This is a genomic window from Rhizobiaceae bacterium (assembly GCA_023953835.1).
Taxonomy (GTDB): Bacteria; Pseudomonadota; Alphaproteobacteria; order Rhizobiales; family Rhizobiaceae; genus Mesorhizobium_G.
Window position 1 is genome coordinate 2203320 of the sequence record JAMLJB010000001.1, and the last position, 19757, is coordinate 2223076.

25 protein-coding genes and 1 tRNA gene are annotated in these 19757 nt (G+C 63.5%); 11 read left to right on the forward strand and 15 right to left on the reverse strand.

Annotated features, from left to right (window positions below; translation table 11 throughout):
* Nucleotides 1-4: 4 nt before the first annotated feature.
* A complete protein-coding gene (gene ugpC / locus M9924_10410; GenBank protein MCO5064820.1) occupies nucleotides 5-1048 on the forward strand; it encodes a sn-glycerol-3-phosphate ABC transporter ATP-binding protein UgpC in 1044 nt (347 codons plus the stop codon).
* Here the strand turns inward: ugpC and M9924_10415 are convergent.
* From M9924_10415 to M9924_10430, 4 genes are read right to left on the reverse strand one after another with little or no spacing between them, the layout of a single operon-like run.
* Nucleotides 1007-1501: a DoxX family protein gene (locus tag M9924_10415; GenBank protein ID MCO5064821.1), complete on the reverse strand. Its 495-nt coding sequence runs from the start codon at nucleotides 1499-1501 to the stop codon at nucleotides 1007-1009. The two genes, ugpC and M9924_10415, sit on opposite strands and share 42 nt — an antisense overlap.
* On the reverse strand, nucleotides 1498-2259 hold the full coding sequence (locus M9924_10420; protein MCO5064822.1) for a putative DNA-binding domain-containing protein: 762 nt from the start codon (nucleotides 2257-2259) through the stop codon (nucleotides 1498-1500). The genes M9924_10415 and M9924_10420 overlap by 4 nt, the downstream gene beginning before the upstream one ends.
* Before the next feature lies 1 nt (nucleotide 2260).
* A complete protein-coding gene (locus M9924_10425) occupies nucleotides 2261-3115 on the reverse strand; it encodes a DUF692 domain-containing protein (GenBank protein MCO5064823.1) in 855 nt (284 codons plus the stop codon).
* Between the two features lie 57 nt (nucleotides 3116-3172).
* Nucleotides 3173-3448 (reverse strand): DUF2282 domain-containing protein, encoded by a 276-nt coding sequence (locus M9924_10430; protein ID MCO5064824.1) that lies wholly within the window; start codon nucleotides 3446-3448, stop codon nucleotides 3173-3175.
* Nucleotides 3449-3639: 191 nt separating this feature from the next.
* On the opposite strand from M9924_10430, the gene M9924_10435 reads away from it, so the two are divergent.
* Both M9924_10435 and M9924_10440 read left to right on the forward strand, forming a co-directional pair.
* The gene (locus M9924_10435; protein MCO5064825.1) at nucleotides 3640-4161 is read left to right on the forward strand and encodes a sigma-70 family RNA polymerase sigma factor; all 522 of its coding nucleotides are present in this window, start codon (nucleotides 3640-3642) and stop codon (nucleotides 4159-4161) included.
* The gene (locus M9924_10440) at nucleotides 4158-4790 is read left to right on the forward strand and encodes an NrsF family protein (GenBank protein MCO5064826.1); all 633 of its coding nucleotides are present in this window, start codon (nucleotides 4158-4160) and stop codon (nucleotides 4788-4790) included. Before M9924_10435 ends, M9924_10440 begins: the two co-directional genes overlap by 4 nt.
* Here M9924_10440 and M9924_10445 read toward each other — a convergent pair whose 3' ends face one another.
* Nucleotides 4791-5981, reverse strand: coding sequence for a VWA domain-containing protein (locus M9924_10445; protein ID MCO5064827.1), 1191 nt, complete (start codon nucleotides 5979-5981; stop codon nucleotides 4791-4793). It abuts the gene before it with no gap.
* 45 nt (nucleotides 5982-6026) lie between these two features.
* Here M9924_10445 and M9924_10450 point away from each other — a divergent pair, with 45 nt between their 5' ends.
* Nucleotides 6027-6473: an HNH endonuclease gene (locus tag M9924_10450; protein MCO5064828.1), complete on the forward strand. Its 447-nt coding sequence runs from the start codon at nucleotides 6027-6029 to the stop codon at nucleotides 6471-6473.
* On the opposite strand, the gene M9924_10455 is transcribed toward M9924_10450, so the two are convergent.
* The 7 genes from M9924_10455 to M9924_10485 form a co-directional block, all read right to left on the reverse strand.
* Complete coding sequence (locus tag M9924_10455; protein MCO5064829.1) at nucleotides 6451-6894, reverse strand: GNAT family N-acetyltransferase; 444 nt, start codon at nucleotides 6892-6894, stop codon at nucleotides 6451-6453. The genes M9924_10450 and M9924_10455 overlap by 23 nt on opposite strands.
* Nucleotides 6895-6896: 2 nt before the next feature.
* Nucleotides 6897-7739 carry a MoxR family ATPase gene (locus M9924_10460; protein ID MCO5064830.1) on the reverse strand — a complete coding sequence of 281 codons (843 nt, stop codon included), beginning with the start codon at nucleotides 7737-7739 and terminating at the stop codon, nucleotides 6897-6899.
* A gap of 201 nt (nucleotides 7740-7940) precedes the next feature.
* The gene (locus M9924_10465; protein MCO5064831.1) at nucleotides 7941-8819 is read right to left on the reverse strand and encodes a 3-hydroxybutyryl-CoA dehydrogenase; all 879 of its coding nucleotides are present in this window, start codon (nucleotides 8817-8819) and stop codon (nucleotides 7941-7943) included.
* A 112-nt stretch (nucleotides 8820-8931) separates the two neighbouring features.
* Entirely contained in the window at nucleotides 8932-9861 is a 930-nt protein-coding gene (locus M9924_10470; GenBank protein ID MCO5064832.1) for an electron transfer flavoprotein subunit alpha/FixB family protein, read from the reverse strand.
* Between the two features lie 25 nt (nucleotides 9862-9886).
* Nucleotides 9887-10633, reverse strand: coding sequence for an electron transfer flavoprotein subunit beta/FixA family protein (locus M9924_10475; GenBank protein MCO5064833.1), 747 nt, complete (start codon nucleotides 10631-10633; stop codon nucleotides 9887-9889).
* Between the two features lie 220 nt (nucleotides 10634-10853).
* Nucleotides 10854-12509: an AMP-binding protein gene (locus tag M9924_10480; GenBank protein MCO5064834.1), complete on the reverse strand. Its 1656-nt coding sequence runs from the start codon at nucleotides 12507-12509 to the stop codon at nucleotides 10854-10856.
* An 18-nt stretch (nucleotides 12510-12527) separates the two neighbouring features.
* Nucleotides 12528-12612: transfer RNA gene (locus M9924_10485), tRNA-Leu, on the reverse strand.
* A gap of 173 nt (nucleotides 12613-12785) precedes the next feature.
* Here M9924_10485 and M9924_10490 point away from each other — a divergent pair.
* Nucleotides 12786-13373 carry a DedA family protein gene (locus M9924_10490; protein MCO5064835.1) on the forward strand — a complete coding sequence of 196 codons (588 nt, stop codon included), beginning with the start codon at nucleotides 12786-12788 and terminating at the stop codon, nucleotides 13371-13373.
* A gap of 19 nt (nucleotides 13374-13392) precedes the next feature.
* Nucleotides 13393-13887: a disulfide bond formation protein B gene (locus M9924_10495; protein MCO5064836.1), complete on the forward strand. Its 495-nt coding sequence runs from the start codon at nucleotides 13393-13395 to the stop codon at nucleotides 13885-13887.
* Here the strand turns inward: M9924_10495 and M9924_10500 are convergent.
* Together M9924_10500 and M9924_10505 are read right to left on the reverse strand one after the other, a co-directional pair.
* Nucleotides 13884-14441: an HNH endonuclease gene (locus M9924_10500; protein MCO5064837.1), complete on the reverse strand. Its 558-nt coding sequence runs from the start codon at nucleotides 14439-14441 to the stop codon at nucleotides 13884-13886. The two genes, M9924_10495 and M9924_10500, sit on opposite strands and share 4 nt — an antisense overlap.
* Nucleotides 14442-14546: 105 nt before the next feature.
* A complete protein-coding gene (locus tag M9924_10505) occupies nucleotides 14547-15206 on the reverse strand; it encodes a DNA-3-methyladenine glycosylase (protein ID MCO5064838.1) in 660 nt (219 codons plus the stop codon).
* Nucleotides 15207-15277: 71 nt separating this feature from the next.
* On the opposite strand from M9924_10505, the gene gluQRS reads away from it, so the two are divergent.
* On the forward strand, nucleotides 15278-16141 hold the full coding sequence (gluQRS, locus tag M9924_10510) for a tRNA glutamyl-Q(34) synthetase GluQRS (protein ID MCO5064839.1): 864 nt from the start codon (nucleotides 15278-15280) through the stop codon (nucleotides 16139-16141).
* A 126-nt stretch (nucleotides 16142-16267) separates the two neighbouring features.
* A complete protein-coding gene (locus M9924_10515) occupies nucleotides 16268-17173 on the forward strand; it encodes a DMT family transporter (GenBank protein ID MCO5064840.1) in 906 nt (301 codons plus the stop codon).
* Here M9924_10515 and M9924_10520 read toward each other — a convergent pair.
* Nucleotides 17127-17987, reverse strand: coding sequence for a YihY/virulence factor BrkB family protein (locus M9924_10520; protein ID MCO5064841.1), 861 nt, complete (start codon nucleotides 17985-17987; stop codon nucleotides 17127-17129). The genes M9924_10515 and M9924_10520 overlap by 47 nt on opposite strands.
* Before the next feature lie 202 nt (nucleotides 17988-18189).
* Between M9924_10520 and M9924_10525 the strand changes: the two genes are divergently transcribed.
* The 3 genes from M9924_10525 to M9924_10535 are packed head-to-tail and all read left to right on the forward strand — an operon-like array spanning nucleotide 18190 to nucleotide 19755.
* A complete protein-coding gene (locus M9924_10525) occupies nucleotides 18190-18381 on the forward strand; it encodes a twin transmembrane helix small protein (protein ID MCO5064842.1) in 192 nt (63 codons plus the stop codon).
* Between the two features lie 11 nt (nucleotides 18382-18392).
* Nucleotides 18393-18974 carry a cob(I)yrinic acid a,c-diamide adenosyltransferase gene (locus M9924_10530; GenBank protein MCO5064843.1) on the forward strand — a complete coding sequence of 194 codons (582 nt, stop codon included), beginning with the start codon at nucleotides 18393-18395 and terminating at the stop codon, nucleotides 18972-18974.
* A gap of 10 nt (nucleotides 18975-18984) precedes the next feature.
* The gene (locus M9924_10535; GenBank protein ID MCO5064844.1) at nucleotides 18985-19755 is read left to right on the forward strand and encodes a rhomboid family intramembrane serine protease; all 771 of its coding nucleotides are present in this window, start codon (nucleotides 18985-18987) and stop codon (nucleotides 19753-19755) included.
* Nucleotides 19756-19757 lie beyond the last annotated feature (2 nt).

The window sequence follows — 19757 nt, forward strand, 5'->3', positions numbered from 1 at the left end:
GTGAATGGCGACTGTCGATCTCAAGGACGTGCGCAAGGTCTATCCCGGCGGTGTCGAGGCAGTGAAAGGCGTTTCCATCGCCATACCCGACAAGGCGCTGTGCGTGCTGGTTGGGCCGTCCGGCTGCGGGAAGTCCACGCTGCTGCGCATGATCGCGGGGCTGGAAACGATCACCGAGGGCACATGCGCCTTCGACGGCAAGGTGGTGAACGCCATCGGCCCGACCGAGCGCGACATCGCGATGGTGTTCCAGAATTACGCGCTCTACCCGCACATGAAGGTCTACGACAACATGGCCTACGGCCTGCGCAATCGCGGCACGCCGAAGGACGAGATCGACAGGCGGGTGCGCGAGACGGCGAAGGTCCTCGAACTGTCGCATCTTCTCGACCGCCGCCCGCGCGAACTGTCCGGTGGCCAGAGGCAGCGCGTCGCGATGGGGCGCGCCATCGTGCGCCAGCCAAAGGTGTTCCTCTTCGACGAGCCGCTGTCCAATCTGGACGCGAAGCTGCGCGGCCAGATGCGCGTCGAGATCAAGAACCTCCAGCGCGCGCTGGGCGTCACCTCCGTCTACGTTACGCATGACCAGCTCGAAGCGATGACGCTGGCCGACATTCTCTTGGTAATGAATGCGGGGCAGGTCGAGCAGATGGGCAATCCGCTCGACATCTACGAACGGCCCGCATCCACCTTCGTCGCCGGTTTCATCGGCGCGCCGCCCATGAACCTTCTGCCACTCAAAGAGGGTAGGCTGGCGGACGGCGCTGCACTTTCGCTTACCCCTCCTGCCGGTGCGGTCACACTGGGCTTTCGCCCGGAGGATGCAGATGTCGATGCAAAGGCGGCCAAGGGTGGACTGGCGCTCGCTGCGGTCATCGAGGGTGTCGAACCGGTCGGCGCGGAGAGCTTCCTCTATTGCGCAGCCGCCGGCCAGCGCGTGGTTGTGCGCGTCGCCGGGCGCTCCTCGCAAGAGCTTGGCGGTAAGCTCACCGTATCCGTCCCGCAGTCAATGCTTCACTGGTTTGACGCTGCCGGCAAGCGCGTCTAGTGCGAATCTGCCGCTGCCGAACACAACAAGGGTCAACGCCATCGAGGCCCATGGAAGGTGAAAATTCGCCCATCCCTCCGGTACGGTAAGCTGGATGATCGCGGTCATTGCCAGCAGGCCGAGCGCCGCGAATCGCGTTCCCAGCCCGAGCACAAGCAGGATCGGCAGCGTGATTTCGGCAATGCCGGAGGCATAGGCCATGAGCATCGGGAACGGGTACGGATATTCGGCGCCCAGAATGTGAAGTTTGAACTCCTGGGAGAACAGATATTGTGCGCCGCCGGAAAGGGTCAGGAATCCGTCCCACTTCGTCAGCCCCGATTTGAAGAACGGCACGGCGAGCGCCACACGCAGCGCGAGCAGGGGAATCGAAGCCGGGATGGAGGCCAGCAGGGATTGCGCGCGGCAAAGCAGCGAGCCGCCGAGCGGCGTTGCTTCGGGATAGGTGCTCATCGGGTCCTCCCGGTCTGAATGGAAGTGAATGCGCCCAGCGAAGCCAGACCGACAAGCGCTGTCCCGAAATCGAAACGTTCGTTCCGGGACAGCGCCTCTTGCCCCGCGTCGCCAAGGCTGTGGCCCGCAAACAGGTGCTGCACGAATGCCGTGTCCTGCGCTGGCAAAATATGAACGTGAACGTCCGCGAACGGCCGCGCGACAAGGATCGTTTCGGGGCCATACGTCTGTAGTGGCGCGACGTCCGATGCCTGGTTGGCGGCCCAGATGGACCCTGCCGGGTGGGCGCTTGCAATCAGGAAAGTCGAGGGATGCGCGACGAGGCGACACCCGGCGAGGTCGTCCGCAATGGCTGCCAGATCTGCCGCTGTGACGACCGGCGCTTCCGCGGCATGATAGGCGCTGGTCCAAGCGGCCTCGATCCGTGCAAGGTCGGGCAGATAGGACAGTTGGCGGGCAGGCTCGAAACCTGAAATGAAATCCGGCATCTCAGCGCCATATTCGAAAATCAGCGGCGAGCTCGGCTTGTTCTTCTCGATGAACGCGTGCGCCATCATACGGAAAAAACCGTCGCCCACGACGCGCCGGGTCACGGGAAACCGGCCTTCAAGCGCCTTGATCAGCGCGACGGCCACGTTGTTGCGGTAGACGGCAAAGCGGCTCGCGTCAGCCTCCCCGCGCGCGGTCGTCAATCCGGGCGGCGCGGCTTCGCGCGCGAAAAGTGCTGCGGCAAATTGCGATTGCGTGATCGCGGCCATTTCAGGCGACCTTTCGCACCTGGGCGTCGGTCAGTATCGCGTCGGCCTTGACCGCCTCGGCAAAGAGCGTCTGCCAGTCGGGAATGTTGTTGTCCCACTCCACCAGCGTCGGCTTCGCACCGCCGCGCGCGACCGTGTGGCGATAGAGCGCCAGAACGTCGTCCAGCACGGCACTGCCATGCGCGTCGATCAACAGCCGGTCGCCCGCGCCATCGAATGCTTCGTCATACCCGGCGAGGTGAATTTCGCCGACCAGATGCAGCGGAAACCGGTCGATATAAGCATAGGGATCGAGACGGTGATTGACCGCCGACACCATGACGTTGTTAACGTCCAGAAGCAGCCCGCATCCGGCGCGTGCGGCGATCCCTTCGAGAAAGTCGATCTCGTCGATGGTGCTTTCCTCGAACAGCACATAGGTCGAGGGATTTTCCAGCAGCATGCGGCGACCGAGCGCCTGCTGTACCTCATCGACATGGTCTGCCACGCGACGAAGGGAGGCTTGCGTGTAGGGCAGGGGCAGCAGGTCGTTCATGAATTCGGACTCATGCGTGGACCATGCCAGGTGTTCGGAGAAACTGGCGGGCGCGTAACGCTCATTGAGATGTTTGAGCCGCGCGAGATGCGCCTTGTCCAGCGGTCCTTCCGAGCCGATGGAGAGCCCGACGCCGTGCAGCGACAATGGATAGCGCCCGGCAATCGCCTCGAGATAGCGATGCGGCGGCCCGCCCGCTCCCATGTAGTTTTCGGCATGAACCTCGAAAAAGCCGACATCCGGCTGTGTTTCGATGATCTCGCCATAGTGCTCCGGCTTCAGGCCGACGCCTGCGCGCAACGGTAGGGTGCGATTGTCCATTGTCCGGCCTCCATTCGTGAAAAAGGGGAGCCGGAAAGGCTCCCCGTAATCCTGCGATCACATCGGTTCGAGCATGCCCTTGTGCCCGTCGACTTCCATCGTCGTGCAGGTTCCTGCCGGAACGGCCTTCCAGGCCGCTGGATTGTAGTCCGTTGCGGAGGTTCCCGCGCATGTGGTTCCGGCGCCGGCGGCGCAGTCGTTCTGCCCCTTCAGCGCGATCCCGTAGCACTTCTCCATGCCGACCATCTTTTCGGCGGGAAGCGGGGCTGCCGAAGCAGCGAGAGCGGACGCAAGCGAGCCGGCCAGCGCCAGCGCAATCGTATTGCGGTTCATGGAAATCTCCTCTTTCAGTTGGCGAGGTCGGTTGCCTCACAAGCAAGGGTTCGCCAGTCTCGACGCGCTTGTTACAGCGGATGGAATTTTTTCTGCGGGCGGGTTGGCTAAGGGCCACGCTGTGCGTAACAAATGGCGGCGAAACGCGAATAGAAGGAAAGCGATTGGGCGTGGACGCCGATACCGAAGCCATGTTGGCCGGTTTGCTGCGGGCCGCGCTCGGCGGTAACGAGAAGGCTTATGCCGAGTTTCTGCGTCGCACGGCCGCGCTGGTGCGTGGTTTCGTGGGGCGCAAGACGCAAGGCGGGGCCGATGTTGAGGACGTGGTGCAGGAAACCTTGCTGGCCATTCATCTCAAGCGCCATACATGGCGGCAGGACGCCGCCGTGCTGCCGTGGCTCTATGCGATCGCGCGCTACAAGCTGATCGATGCGTGGCGCAGGCGCGGCCGGCGCGTGGATGTCGATATCGATGATTTCCGGGATATGATCGCTGCGCCGGAGCCTCAGGAATCGCTCAGCGAACGCGACCTTGGCCGCGTGCTCGATGCGCTGCCCGCCGGACAGAGATCCGTGGTTTCGTCCATTTCCGTCGATGGCAACAGCATCGGCGAAACGGCGGCAAAGCTCGGCATGAACGAAACGGCGGTGCGCGTCGCGCTGCATCGCGGGTTGAAGGCGCTTGCGGCCAGGTTCGGGCGGGGCGAAACATGAAGACCGACGAACTGATCCACGCATTGCAGACAGACAGCCCGGCGCAAGGCGCCTCGCTTGCAACTGTCCTGAAGCTCGCCTTCATCGCCGCCATCCTTGCGGCGGCGCTGGCGTTTTTCGCCATGCTCGGCCCGCGCCCCGACATCGCAATTGCCATGGGCACCATGCGCTTTCCCTTCAAGTTCGTCGTGACGGTCGTGCTGGCGCTCAGCGCGGCCTCGCTGTTTCTGCCGCTGGCGCGGCCGGGCGAACGAGGAAGCGCGGTTGTCCTGCTCGCGGCACCCGCCGTCGTCGGAATTGCGGCCCTTCTGGAATTGCTCGTGCTTTCTCCCGCTTCGCGCGAGGCTGCCTGGATCGGCACGAATGCGATGCTTTGCATGACATTCATTCCGCTGATCGGCCTTGGTCCGCTGGCGATTTTCCTTGCCGCGCTGCGCTACGGAGCGCCAACCCGCCCTGCGCTGGCGGGGGCGGTCGCCGGGGTTCTCGCAGGTGGTATCGCCGCCACTTTCTATGCCGCGCATTGCACGGACGATTCGCCTCTTTTCGTTGCGACCTGGTACACGCTCGCCATTACCGGCCTTGCCGTGCTCGGCGCCCTTGCAGGACGCTTCCTGCTGCGCTGGTAGTCAATGCCTGCGCGACAACTCGCGCGTAGCGGTGTCCAGCCCTTCCAGCGTCAGCGGATACATGCGCCCGCCGAACAGGTCGCGTATCAGGCTGGTCGAATGCGAATAGCCCCAATGCTCGTGCCGGGTGGGATTGATCCACACCGCATCCGGCCATTGCGCCCTGGCGCGTTGCAGCCAGACGGCGCCGGCCTCCTCGTTCCAGTGCTCGACCGAGCCGCCGGGTGTGACGATTTCATAGGGGCTCATCGCGGCATCGCCGACGAAGATCACCTTGTAGTCGTGCCCGTATTTGTGCAGCACGTCGAAAGTGGGAATCTTTTCGGCGTGACGCCTGCGATTGTCCTTCCACACGCCCTCATAGAGGCAGTTGTGGAAGTAGAAGAATTCGAGTTGGCGAAACTCGGCGCGCGCCGCCGAAAACAGTTCCTCGACGACGCGGACATGATCGTCCATTGAACCGCCCACGTCGAAGAACATCAGCAGCTTCACCGCATTGCGGCGTTCGGGCCGCGTCTGCACGTCGAGATAGCCATGTTCCGCCGTGGCGTGGATCGTGCCCGGCAGGTCCAGTTCCTCCACCGCGCCGTCGCGCACCCAGCGGCGCAGGCGCTTCAGCGCCACCTTGATGTTGCGCGTGCCAAGCTCGACCGAATCGTCGAAATTGCGAAACTCGCGCTTGTCCCACACCTTCACCGCGCGACGATGGCGGCTGGTCTCCTGACCGATGCGGATGCCTTCGGGATTGTAGCCATAGGCCCCGAACGGCGATGTCCCCGCCGTCCCGATCCATTTGCTGCCGCCCTGATGGCGTCCCTTCTGCTCTTCGAGCCGTTTCTTCAAGGTCTCCATGAGCTTGTCGAAGCCGCCCAGCGCCTCGACAAGTTTTTTCTCTTCCTCCGTCAGGTGCTTTTCCGCCAGCCGCCGCAGCCATTCCTCCGGCAGGTTCGCAACGTCGATGCCCGCCTGGCCCGATACGGCCTCGACGCCCCGGAACACATGCGCGAACACGCGGTCGAAGCGGTCGATGTGCCGTTCGTCCTTCACCAAGGCCGCCCGCGCCAGATAGTAGAAGCCTTCCACGTCGTAGGTGACGAGGTCAGACTGCATGCCTTCCAGCAGGGTCAGATATTCCCGCAGCGAGACGGGAACCCGCGCAGCCTTCAATTCGAGGAAAAAAGGTATGAACATAAACGATAAACTTGTCCCTATCGCTTCCACGGAATCTTAGCGCGGTTGGTTTATCCGGTCACCATGGATTTGAGCAGCCTCGAAACGCTGAACCGCGTGGCCTATCAGGCACTTGGCGACTGGTGGCAGGATGATCGCCGCAACTGGTGCGCCTATTGCGGCATCGGCATGCAGCGCTGGTGCGGCAAGGGAACGACGCCGGGCCAGCAGGCCACGCGAGACCATGTCATCGCAAAAGCGCATCGCGGCGGACGCCTGACCATTCCCGCCTGCCGCGCCTGCAACGAGGCCAAGGGCAAGAAGTTTCTCGCGGAGTTTCTGGACAGCGACTACCTCAAGGTGAAACGCGCCTTGCCTGCCGATCATTGCTGGCCGATCGAGGCGCTGTGGGCCGTCGCGGGCATTTCAGCCATCAGGACCGCTCTCAGCCTGTCCGTTTCCTCAGCCGGTATTTCGGTGCGGCCAAGTCTCAAAGCAGATCATATTCAATGAAGCCGGTGCGGCGCGCCACGCGGTCGTAAAGCGCCCGCGCTGTCTGGTTCGTCTCGTGGGTCATCCAGTAGACATTGGTGACGCCGCGCTCGGCGGCTGCCTGCCTGACCGCCTCGATGAGTGCTGCTCCGACACCTTTGCCGCGTGCCTCGACCGAGGTGTAGAGGTCCTGCAAATAACAGTTGCCCTCGATCGACCACATGGAGCGGTGAAAAAGATAGTGCACGAGGCCGACCGGCTCGCCGCCTATCGTTGCGATCAGGCCGCGCGGCTCGAATTCGCCTTCTGCGAACAAACGTTGCCAACTCGTCTCAAAAACCTCGTCCGGCAGGTTCGTCTTGTAGAATTCCAGATAGGCTGCCCACAGCCTGCGCCATTGTGAATGGTCGCCCTCGGACAATGCCCGGACCTCGACGCCCATGGTCAGCTACCCTGGCGGCGGGCCATGAACGCCAGCCGCTCGAACAGATGCACGTCCTGCTCGTTCTTGAGCAGTGCTCCGTGCAGACGCGGCAGCGCGTTCTTCGCGTCGCCCCGCAGGTCCGCGGGTTCGATGTCGTCGGCAACCAGCAGTCTTATCCAGTCCAGTGCTTCGGAGGTCGAAGGCCGCTTTTTCAGGCCGGGCACCTCACGGATTTCGTAGAACTGGTTCAGCGCGGCGCGCACGAGGTTCTGCTTGATGCCCGGATAGTGCACCTCCACGATGCGCTGAAGCGTGTCCAAGTCGGGAAAGCGGATATAGTGGAAAAAGCAGCGGCGCAGGAATGCGTCCGGCAGTTCCTTCTCATTGTTCGAGGTGATGATGACGATGGGCCTTTGCTCTGCACGGATCGTCTCGCCGGTTTCGTAGACGAAGAATTCCATGCGGTCGAGTTCCTGGAGCAGGTCGTTCGGGAACTCGATGTCCGCCTTGTCGATCTCGTCGATCAGAAGCACCACCTTTTTGTCCGAGGCAAACGCATCCCACAGCTTGCCGCGCTTGATGTAGTTGTGGATGTCGTTGAACCGTGCATCGCCAAGCTGGCTGTCGCGCAGCCTCGACACGGCATCATATTCATAGAGGCCCTGCTGGGCGCGTGTCGTGGATTTGACGTGCCATTCGATCAGGTCGAGACCGAGCGCCGAGGCGAGCTGCCGTGCGAGTTCGGTCTTGCCGGTTCCGGGCTCGCCCTTCACCAGCAAAGGCCGCTCCAGCGCGATTGCGGCGTTCACTGCCACCATCAGGTCTTTGTCCGCAACATAGTCGCGGGTGCCTTCAAAGCGCATTCGAGGTCCTCCGCAGTACGGGGCGCTGCGCGGACAGCCCCTCATCCGCCTGCCGGCACCTTCTCCCCGTCGTGACGGGGAGAAGGGAGACAATCCCCAACGCTTGTGTCCCCCTCGCCCCGTCTTTCACGGGGAGAGGGTAAGGGTGAGGGGCAGCGCGAACATCGCCACGCTCACTGTTCAAATACACTTGTCCGCTGTTCACCGTGTCGGGACCGGATGTTCGCCGCGATAGTCGTAGAAGCCGCGTCCGGCCTTGCGTCCGAGCCACCCGGCCTCGACATATTTCACCAGCAGAGGGCAGGGGCGGTATTTGGAGTCGGACAGGCCGTCATGCAGTACCTGCATGATGGAAAGGCATGTATCCAGCCCGATGAAATCCGCAAGCTGGAGCGGCCCCATCGGATGGTTCGCGCCAAGCTTCATGGCGGTGTCGATAGCTTCCACGGTGCCGACGCCCTCATAGAGCGTGTAGATCGCCTCGTTGATCATCGGCAGCAGAATGCGGTTGACGATGAAAGCCGGGAAATCCTCGGAAAGCGTGACCGTCTTGTCGAGCCGGTGCACGAATTCCTTCGCCGCCTCGAAGGTCGGGTCTTCGGTTGCGATGCCGCGCACCAGTTCCACCAGCTTCATCACCGGGACAGGGTTCATGAAGTGGATGCCGATGAAGCGCTCGGCGCGGTCGGTCTGCGCCGCCAGCCGGGTGATCGAAATGGACGAGGTGTTCGTCGCCAGTATCGCTTCCGGATTGAGCTGGGGGCACAATTCCTGAAAGATCTTGCGCTTCACCTCTTCGTTTTCCGTCGCGGCCTCGATGACGATGTCCGCGCCGGCCAGATCGGCCATCGCGGGCGCGGGCGAAATTCGCGACAGCGCTTCCTTGCGCGTCTTGTCGTCCAGCTTGCCGGACGAGACCTGGCGGGCGAGGTTGCCGTTTATGGTCGCGATGCCGTTCTCGATGCGGTCGGGCGAAATATCGTAGAGCAGGACGTCATAGCCCGCGAGCGCGGACACATGGGCGATCCCGCCACCCATCTGGCCCGCACCGATGATGCCGACCGTCTTGATTTTCGTCATTTCCGATACCCGCCGGATGGTGAAATGAGTTTCTGTTGCAGCGCAAACTAATAGGCCGGGGTGGCTTTCGTCCACCCCGGCCCGCTAAATTTTGCGTGTCGCTGACCGAAAGTCAAAGCGCCTTCTGCAACTCCGGCAGGATCACGAACAGGTCGCCCACGATGCCGTAGTCGGCCACCTGGAAGATCGGCGCTTCCTCGTCCTTGTTGATGGCGACGATGACCTTGGAGTCCTTCATGCCCGCAAGATGCTGGATCGCACCGGAAATGCCGCAGGCGATGTAAAGATCGGGCGCCACAACCTTGCCGGTCTGTCCGACCTGCCAGTCGTTCGGCGCATACCCGGCGTCGACCGCTGCGCGTGAAGCACCAACGGCTGCACCCAGCTTGTCGGCCACCGGCAGGATGACTTCCTGGAACTTTTCCGAGGAGCCGAGCGCGCGACCGCCGGAAATGATGATCTTGGCCGATGTCAGCTCGGGCCGGTCGCTTTCCGAAAGCTTGTTCTCGACGAAGGTGGAGAGACCCGGATTGGCTGCCGCCTTCACCGTCTCGACCTTGGCCGAACCGCCGTCTCCCGCCGCCTGGAAGGAGGCGGTGCGCACCGTGATGACCTTTTTCGCATCGGTCGCCTGCACCGTCTGGATGGCGTTGCCGGCATAGATCGGGCGCTTGAACGTGTCCGGCGAGACGACCTCGACGATCTCCGAAACCTGCATCACGTCGAGCAGCGCGGCCACGCGCGGCAGCACGTTCTTGCCGCTGGTGGTGGCGGGCGCGACGATCGTGTCATAGTCGCCCGCCAGCGAGACGACGAGGTCGGCTGTCGGTTCGGCCAGCCGCTCGGCCAGTTCGTCCGCCTCCGCCAGCAGAACCTTGCGAACGCCTTTCAGCTTCGCGGCGGCGTCGGCAGCGCCCTTCGCACCCTTGCCAGCAACCAGCACATCGACATCTGAGCCGATCTTGAGCGCGGCGGAAAGCGCCTTCGCGGTCTGGTCGGACAGCGAGGCATTGTCATGTTCGGCGATGAGAAGAATTGCCATTGTCTTGTTCCTTTCTATCGCTCGCTTACAGCACGCCTGCCGCCTTGAGGCTGGATACCAGCTCGGCCACGTCCTTGACCTTGACGCCCGCCTTGCGGCCGCCCGGTTCCTCGGTCTTGAGCACCTTGAGGCGCGGCTTGAGGTCGGCCCCGAAATCCGCCGGGGACTTCTCGTCCAGCGGCTTCTTCTTCGCCTTCATGATGTTCGGCAGCGAGGCATAGCGCGGCTGGTTCAGCCGCAGGTCTACCGTCACGATGGCGGGCAGCTTGAGTTCGACGGTCTGCAGGCCGCCGTCGACCTCGCGCGTGACCTTCGCCTTGTCGCCGGCAAACTCGATCTTGGAGGCGAACGTTCCCTGCGCCCAGCCGAGAAGTGCCGCCAGCATCTGGCCGGTCTGGTTGGAATCGTCGTCGATGGCCTGCTTGCCGAGGATCACCATGCCCGGCTTCTCGGCATCGACCACGCCTTTCAACACCTTGGCGACGCCGAGCGGCTCCGCCGTCTCGTCGGTCTTGACCAGAATGGCGCGGTCCGCACCCATCGCAAGCGCGGTGCGCAGCGTTTCGGCAGCCTGCGCGGGGCCGATGGAGACCACCACGATTTCCTCCGCCTTGCCGGCTTCCTTCATGCGGATCGCCTCTTCAACGGCGATTTCGTCGAACGGGTTCATCGCCATCTTCACATTGGCAAGCTCAACCGCCGACCCGTCCGATTTCACCCGGACCTTCACGTTCGCATCCACAACCCGCTTGACCGGGACGAGTACCTTCATCTTTCAATCACCTCTTCTCGGGACTTCGCGGCAAATATCACCGCACCAGCCTTGAAACTTGCCGATTGCCGACATTTTGGCGCCGTTCATGTCGCTGTCATTCGCTGGACGCCCGCATCGCCGGGCGGATGGCTCGAAAGCGGGCGGACCCTAGTTTGACCGGCTACCTGCGTCAATATCACAACATCGACCAAAATCGGTTGAATTTTCCGCATCCGCATCAGTTGCCGGCTGCGGTTTTGCCCTGCGCTTCCAGCTTGGCGCGTTCGCGGAAAATGCGGCGGATCACCTTGCCGGATGTGGTCAAGGGAACGCTGTCCACGAACTCGATCTCGCGCGGATATTCGTGCGCCGACAGGCGGCTACGCACCCAGAGCTGGATGCGGCGCGCCAGCTCCTCGGACGGCTCGACGCCCGGCTTCGGCACCACATAGGCCTTGACGATCTCGGTGCGCACGGAATCGGGCTTGCCAACGGCGGCGGCCAGCGCCACCTCCGGGTGCCCGACGAGGCAATCCTCGATCTCGCCCGGCCCGATGCGGTAACCCGCAGAGGTGATCACATCGTCGTCGCGCCCGAAGAAATGGATGAAACCGTCATTGTCGACATGGCCCTGGTCGCCGGTCAGCATCCGGTCGCCGAGGAACTTCTTCTCCGTCGCCGCGGCGTCCTGCCAGTAGCCGAGGAACATGACCGGATCGGGCCGCCGGACCGCGATCTGCCCGACCTCGCCCTGCGGCAGCACATTGCCCTTCGCGTCGATGATCTCGACCACGTGCCCCGGCACCGCGCGGCCCGTCGCACCGGCCTTCGCCGCACCCAGCGCGGCGCAGGAGCCGATCACCAGATTGCATTCCGTCTGCCCGTAGAACTCGTTGACCGTCAGCCCGAATTCCTGTTCGGCCCATTCATAGGTTTCGCGGCCAAGCTGCTCGCCTGCCGACATGACGGCGCGAAGCCGCAAGGCTCGTCTCTTCGCGCTCTCGCCGGAGCCTTTCATCATGCGCAGCGCCGTCGGCGGCAGGAACGCCAGCGTCACGCCCATGCGCTCCATGAGATCGAACGCGGTGCGCGGATTGAACCGCTCGAAGCGTCCCGCGACGACCGGAATGCCAAGATAGAGCGCGGGCAGCATGGCGTTCAGCAACCCGCCTGCCCATGCCCAGTCCGCCGGCGTCCACATCACATCGTCGGCCTGTGGCGGAAACTGATAGGCCATCTCGAAGCCCGGCAGGTGCCCGAGCAGCACGCGATGGCCGTGCAAGGCGCCCTTCGGCGGGCCGGTCGTGCCCGAGGTGAAGATCATCAGCGCCGGATCGTCGGGGCCGGTCTCGACCGGCTGGAATCTGTCCGCCCGCGCAGCCAGTTCGTGAAAGGGCAGCAGGCCCGCTCCCGGATCAACCGCTTCCGTCACGACGACATGCGCCAGTTCCGGCAGTGCGCCACGGATCGCAGCGAGCGTGGCTGCGCCGCCTGCATTGGTGATGACGGCCTTCGCGCCGCAGGCTTTCAGCCTGTATTCCAGCGCTTCGACGCCGAACAAAAGGGCAAGGGGAACGGCCACCGCGCCAATCTTGTAGATCGCCACATGGCCGATTGCCGCCTCGAAGGATTGCGGCAGCAGCAGCGCCACGCGGTCGCCCGCGCCGATCCCAAGCCCGCGCAGGCCCAGTCCAAGCGCGTCGGATTGCCGTGCAAGTTCCCCGAATGTCAGCGTGGATTTTCCATCCCCAGCATCGAAGGCATGGATGGCGACGCGATCCGGGTCGATTGCGGCCCAGCGGTCGGACACCGCGACGCCGATGTTGAAACGCTCCGGAATCCTCCAGCGGAAGTCCCGGATGAGCGCATCGTAGCTGTCGCGTTTTTCGAGCATCACCGCCTGTAAGCGAAATGGTGCCCCTAGCCGGAATCGAACCAGCACTCCTTGCGGAATCCGATTTTGAGTCGGACGCGTCTACCAGTTCCGCCATAGGGGCCCACGATGCGAATTGCACCGGACGGCAGGGGCAGTACACGAAGGCGGCTTTCCTCGTCAACTGCGCTCTCGGCGAATCCGATCACGCGGCATTGACGCCATGCGTGCCGTGCGTGCATTGCTCCGCCGCGAAAATCTCTCTAGACACGCGCCAAGGCCAATTCCGGACGGGCAATGCTTCGCAAACTCTATGACTGGACGCTGTCGCTTGCGGCGCGCAAATCGGCGGAATGGTGGCTGGCCATCATCGCCTTCGTCGAAAGCTCAGTCTTTCTCGTTCCCGCCGACGTGCTTTACCTGCCGATGGCGCTCTCGCGGCCCGACCGAGCCTATCGCTATGCGCTCGTTGCGACGGTCGCATCGGTGCTGGGCGGCATCGCGGGCTGGTTTCTCGGACACTATGCCTATGAGGGGTTGGCAAAGCCCATTCTTGAATTCTACGGCAAGCTCGACGAGTTCGAAGCACTGAAGAACTCGACAGGCATCGGGCTCATCATCATCCTGCTCGCTACCTCGGGGCTTGCGCATCTGCCGCCCATCAAGGTCGTGACCATCCTGTCGGGGGTCGTCGGCGTCAATCTCTGGCTGTTCATCCTGCTGGCCATTGTCGCGCGCGGGGCGCGCTTTTTCGCGCTGGCCTGGCTGCTCAAGACCTATGGCGAGCCGATTCGGCACTTCATCGAGCAAAGGCTCGGAACCATTGCGGCCCTTGCGGCGGCTGCCGTGATTTTGCTCTACATCGCCTTCAAATATCTGCACTGACCATTCGGGATACGTGTCCATGCCGTCATCGATCCATCTGCGCGCCGCGCTTTTCCTCGCCCTCGCCATGGCGATCACGGTCGGCACCGCGCTCGGCTTCCAGCATCTGGGCGGCTACATCCCCTGCAAGCTCTGCTATGCGCAACGCACGCCCTATTATGTCGGCGCGCCGCTGATGCTGCTGGCCGCGCTGTCGGCCTGGCTGCGCTGGCCGCCGGTGCTGACGCGGGCGCTGCTGTGGATCGGCGCGGCCATCATGGCCTACAGCCTCTATCTCGGCGTCAAGCACGCGGGCGTCGAATGGGGCTGGTGGGCCGGCCCGACCGATTGCGGCGCGGTCGCTCCGGTTGAAACCGGCGGAAAGGGCGTGCTGGATGCCATCAATACCATCATACCGCCGTCCTGCGACACGGCGGCGCTGCGCGTGCTCGGCCTGTCCTTTGCCGGGTGGAATGCTGTGGTGAGCTTCGTGCTGATGCTGGTCGCGGCGCGTGCGGCAGCGAAGAACGCCTAAGGCTCCAGTTCGACATCCCAGTAGAGATAGTCCATCCAGCTTTCATGCAGATAGTTGGGCGGGAAAAGCCTGCCATTGTTGTGCAGGTCGTGAACGGTCGGCTGGTAGGGTTTCTGGCGCGGCCACATCTTGGCATGGGCCGGAAGCAAACCGCCCTTGCGCAGGTTGCAGGGCGAACATGCGGCGACGACATTGTCCCACGTCGTCGCGCCGCCGCAACGCCGTGGGATCACATGGTCGAATGTGAGGTCCTGATCCGTACCGCAGTACTGGCACTGGAAGCGGTCGCGCAGGAACACGTTGAAACGGGTGAACGCCGGATAGCGCGAGGGCTTCACATAGGATTTCAGGCTCACGACGCTCGGCAGCTTCATCGCGAAGGTCGGCGAGGAAACCATATGCTCATATTCGGCGACAATGTTCACCCGGTCGAGGAACACGGCCTTGATTGCGTCCTGCCAGGACCACAACGACAATGGATAGTAGCTGAGCGGGCGGTAGTCCGCGTTCAGCACCAGAGCCGGTAGCCCATCGGGAGACACGGCGATCGTCACTCGTTCACCTCCGCCCAAATCACTGGCAGGCACAATGTATGCGCGACATGACGGGATTGTGAAGCGTCCCGGTGTCGCGGGACCCCATCCGAATGTCGAAATTCGTCAGTTTTTGGATGATTCCGGTGCAGTCAGCAGGCCGTCACGCCCTTTTGTAGAGCGATAATAGGCCCAGAACAGCCTTGCGGCGACCGCCCGCCATGGCGACCATGATTCGGCCAGCGCTTCCAATGCCTTATGTGTCGGACGTGATTCGAGCCCGAGCGCGTGGTGGACCGCCGCCTGCAGCGCCACGTCCTTCGAGGGAAAGATGTCGGGATGCCCGGCAGCGGTCAGCAGGTAGACCTCAGCCGTCCATGGCCCGATGCCGGGAATGGCGGTGAGCGCCGCCATCGCCTGTTCGCCGTCGAGCAATGCGACCGCTTCGAGGTCCAGTCCGCCCTGCACCGCGCCTGCGATGGCGAGCAGGGCCTTCTGCTTCGGCCGGGACAGACCCGCTTCGCGGAACAGCGGATCGCCTGCCGCCAGCACGGCTTCCGGCGTCAGCGGGTCGAGCAATTGCCTGAAGCGCCCGAAGATCGCGGCGGCGCTGGCCGTGGACACCTGCTGCGACACCACCACGGCGGCGATGCTCGCGAAGCCCGGCGGATTTCGGCGCAGCGGAATGTCGCCCGCGATCGTCCGCACGTCGCGCAGCCGGGCGTCGGCCCTGCACAATGCGTCCAGCGCTTCGCCGATGTCCTCCTGTGTCGCGATGCGGCGCATGAAGCTTCCCTGTTGCTGCTCCCTTGCACTATCAACGGGCAAACGCACGGCACAATCCGATTCTGGCAGCAATGATGGTTCCGGTCTTTCGTTTCGCGCCCAGCCCGAATGGCGAGTTGCATCTCGGCCACGCCTATTCGGCGCTGCTGAATGCGAAGCTTGCCGGGGAGCGCGGCGGGCGCGTGCTGCTGCGCATCGAGGATATCGATACCGCGCGCTGCACGCCGGAATTCGAGCAGGGCATCTATCGCGATCTCGGCTGGCTCGGCATCGAATGGGAACGGCCCGTGCGCCGGCAGTCTGATCATTTCGATGTCTACGTCGAAGCTTTGGCGCGCCTGCGTTCAGAGGGGCTGGTCTATCCCGCCTTCATGAGCCGGGGCGAAATTCGCGCCTTCGTCACCGGCCATGAGGGCGACTGGCCGCGCGATCCCGACGGCGCACCGCTCTATCCGCCGCTCGACCGGCAGGCGAGCGAAGCCACGCGGCGCGCACGCCTTGCATCGGGCGCACCCTATTCGTGGCGGCTGGACATGGGGAAGGCCATCGCGGTCGTCGGCGGGACGGAATGGACGGAGTTCTCCGCTTCCGACGTATCTGCGCATGAGATGATCCCCGCCGCGCCGCAACGCTGGGGCGATGTGGTCATCGCCCGCAGCGACGTTCCCACCAGCTATCATCTTTCGGTCGTCGTCGACGACGCATTGCAAGGGATCACGCATGTCGTGCGTGGACGCGACCTTTATGAAGCCACGTCCGTGCAGCGTGTGTTGCAGAAGCTCCTCGGCTTCAAGGCGCCCGCCTATCATCACCACCGGCTGATCCTTGGGCCCGACGGGCGCAAACTGTCCAAGTCCGAACGCAGCACCGGCCTTCGCGCGCTGCGCGAGGCAGGCAGGACGCCCGAGGACATCAGGGCGATGCTGGGGTTTTGACATCTCCACAAACTCACCCCGGCCAAACACATCTGTTCGCTTTCCTGAACCTCTGGTTCAATTCTTTGCCTTTGCTGTCGGGCGCAATTCGGCCTAGTCCCCCAGCCTTTCCAATCGGTCGCGCCAATGCCTGCTCGCTTCATTCCGCCCGTCTTCGTCCTGCTGTGGGCAACCGGCTTTCTGGGCGCGCGCTATGCGATGCCGTGGTCGGAGCCCTTCACCTTTCTGGCGGTGCGGTTCGCGCTCGCCTTTGCGATCATTGCAATTCTGGCGCTGGCGCTGTCCAGAACCCGCCTGACATGGCGGCAGGCGGGGCAGGCGGCCATTGCAGGCGTGCTGATCCACGGGGTCTATCTCGGCGGCGTCTTCTGGGCCGTGCATAGGGGCCTGCCCGCCGGAATTTCGGCGCTGATCGCCGGATTGCAGCCGCTGGTCACTTCCGTTCTGGCGGGATGGCTGCTGAAGGAGCGCATCGCGCCGCGCCAATGGCTGGGACTTGCCACCGGGCTCGTCGGTGTCGTCGTGGTGCTGTGGCCGAAGCTCGGCGTGACCGGCGCGGGCATCAATACGGCGACGCTCACGGCCAGCGCGGTCGCGGTGCTTGCCATCAGTTCCGGCACCGTGTGGCAGAAGAAGTTCGGCGCGGGAGTCGACCTGCTGGGCAACGCCGCGTGGCAATATGTCGGCGCGACGCTGGTGATGGCGCTCGGCTCCGCGCTGTTCGAAACGCGCACCGTCACGCTGAACGGCGAACTGGTGTTCGCGCTGCTTTGGCTGACGCTGGTGCTCTCCATCGGCGCGATTTTCCTGCTGATGCGGATGATTCGCGAAGGCGAGATGGCGCGCGTGTCGTCGCTGTTCTATCTGGTGCCGTCGGTCACGGCGGTGATCGCGTGGTACCTGTTCGGGGAGACACTGACCCCGGTACAGATCGCCGGCATGGCGGTCGCCACGATCGGTGTGGCGCTTGCGACGCGCGGCGGATTCACCACTGCGAAGGTACCCGCGCGCGCGCTTCCAGAAAGCGGCTGATGGACGCGTTCAGCTCGCCGCCGAGGATGAAGATCGCCGAAACGATATACAGGAACACGATGGCGATCATGATGGAGGCCAGCCCCGCATAGGTCGTGACGTAGGACGAGAAATTGTCGAGATAGGTGGCGAACACGGTGGAACCGACGAGCCAGCCGACGAGCGTGAAGATCAAGCCCGGCACGATCTCGGTGAAGCGGCGCTTGCCCGCCGGCAGCCAGAAATGGACGGCGACCAGTCCGACCACGATGACGACAGACGCAATGACGTAACGCCAGATCGTGATGGTCCCGAGATAGGGCCTGATCCATTCGAAGTTCTGTTCAGCAAGGCGCACGAGGATCGGCGCGAAAACCAGCAGCACGCTGATGGCGACGAAGCTGATCGTCGCGATCATCACAAAGACGAGGCTTTGCAGGCGCCGCCAGATGAATGAACGGTTCTCGACGACGCGATAGGCGCGATTGAGCGAGGTGCGCAGCGCTTCGATGCCGTTCGATGCGAAAAATGCCGCCAGCACGGCGCCATAGGTCAAAAGGTCACCACGCTGCACGGTGAGCACGTTCACCACTTCGCTGGCGATGGGTGCTGCGATCTGCTCCGGCCAGGTGTCGAATACGAGGTGCACCGCCGTTTCGGCGAAGGCCTGCGCGCCGAGGAAGCTGGCCAGCGTGGTCGCGAAAATAAGGAACGGAAACAAGGCCATGAGCGCGCTGATGGCGAGATGGCTCGCCATCGACCAGCCGTCGTCGTAGTTGAAATGACCAAGTGCGTCATACAAGACACGCTTGACGGCGACGATCCTGCGCAGCATTCACTTCCCAGTCCCTTTGGTACCGCGACCCCGCCCCGCCGCATCGACATATGCGTGGGCTTTGCCCGCCTTGGCAACCCTGAAAGAAGGCGTTCCTTTGTGACATAGACCCTGTCGGCGCGTGCGAAACGGCGCTATCACGTCAGCAGGAGTCGCGCCGCCGGGCATCCGGCATGTGGTCGGGCACAGCAAGGAAATCTCCATGTCCTCAGTTTTCAACATCATCGCCATCATCTTCATGGTTGCCGTGCTGGCGGTGCTCATTCGCGGTCTGGTCAACCTGATGCGCGGCGGCTCGGGCAACACGTCGAACAAGCTGATGCAGGCGCGCGTCGTCCTCCAGTTCTTCGCGCTGGTGTTCATCCTGCTGGCGGTCTGGGCCACGCGAAACTAGAGTGTTTCTCGATGGTCCGCCTGAACAAGATCTACACGCGCACCGGCGATGACGGCACGACCGGCCTCGGCGACGGCACGCGACGACCCAAGGACGATTTGCGCGTCGAGGCGTTCGGCACGGTCGATGAGGCGAATGCCTGCATCGGGCTGGCGCGGGTGCATCTCGGCACTGCTCTTCCCGACATCGACCGCATGCTCGGCCGCATCCAGAACGACCTGTTCGACCTCGGCGCCGACCTCAGCACGCCGGATACGGGCAAGCCGCTCGATTACGAGCCGCTGCGCATCGTTGCCTCGCAGGTGGAGCGGGTCGAAAAGGACATAGACAGCCTGAACGCCAATCTTCAGCCGCTGCGCTCATTCGTGCTGAACGGCGGAACGCCTGCCGCCGCCGCGCTGCATCTGGCGCGCACGGTCGCGCGCCGCGCGGAGCGGTTGATGGTGGCGCTGTCGCGGCAGCCCGGCGAACAGGTCAACCCGCAGGCGCTGCGTTACATGAACCGCGTGTCCGACCTGCTGTTCGTGGCGGCCCGCGCCGCAAATGACAACGGCAATGCTGACGTGCTATGGGTCCCCGGCCAGAACAGATAGACGGAGCGCGATGTTCATTCCGCTGCACGATGCGAACAGCCTGCGCTACATCAAGGCGCAATATGTGACCATCGGCCTGATTATCGCGAATGTGCTGGTGTTCCTGCTGGTCAACTTCCAGTCGGATGAGTTCGTTCAGGCGGCCGTGTTCGGGCTGGGCTACATTCCGTCCGTCGTGTTCGACATCGCCGAACTGCCGCCGAACTTCGCCATCGTGCCGGAAGACCTGACCTACCTCACCTATTCCTTCCTGCACGGCGACATATTCCATCTCGGCGGCAACATGCTGTTCCTGTGGGTTTTCGGCGACAATGTCGAAGATGCGCTGGGCCATTTCCGTTACCTGCTGTTCTATTTCCTGTGCGCGGCGGCAGGCGCGCTGGTGCACGGCCTTGCCGCGCCGGATTCGCAGACGCCGCTGATCGGCGCATCCGGCGCGATTGCCGGCATCGTGGCTGCCTATCTGATGCTGCACCCGCGCGTGAAGGTCTGGGTGCTTGCCTTCGGGCGCATCCCGCTGCGCATTCCTGCATGGATTTCGCTCGCCGCCTGGGTCGCGCTCCAGTTCGGCATGTTCCTGTGGGGCGGCGAGGAGCAGGTGTCTTTCGCCGCCCATGTCGGCGGCATCATCGCCGGCGCGCTGCTTGTGCTTGTCATGCGGCGTCGCGGCGTTCCGCTCTTCGACCATGCGATCGTGGTGCCGAAGGCAGTGCAACTCGAACAGACAAGCGCGGTGGAGCCGGTCCCGGAAGGTCCCGTGCCGCGCTGGGGCCGCCAATAGCG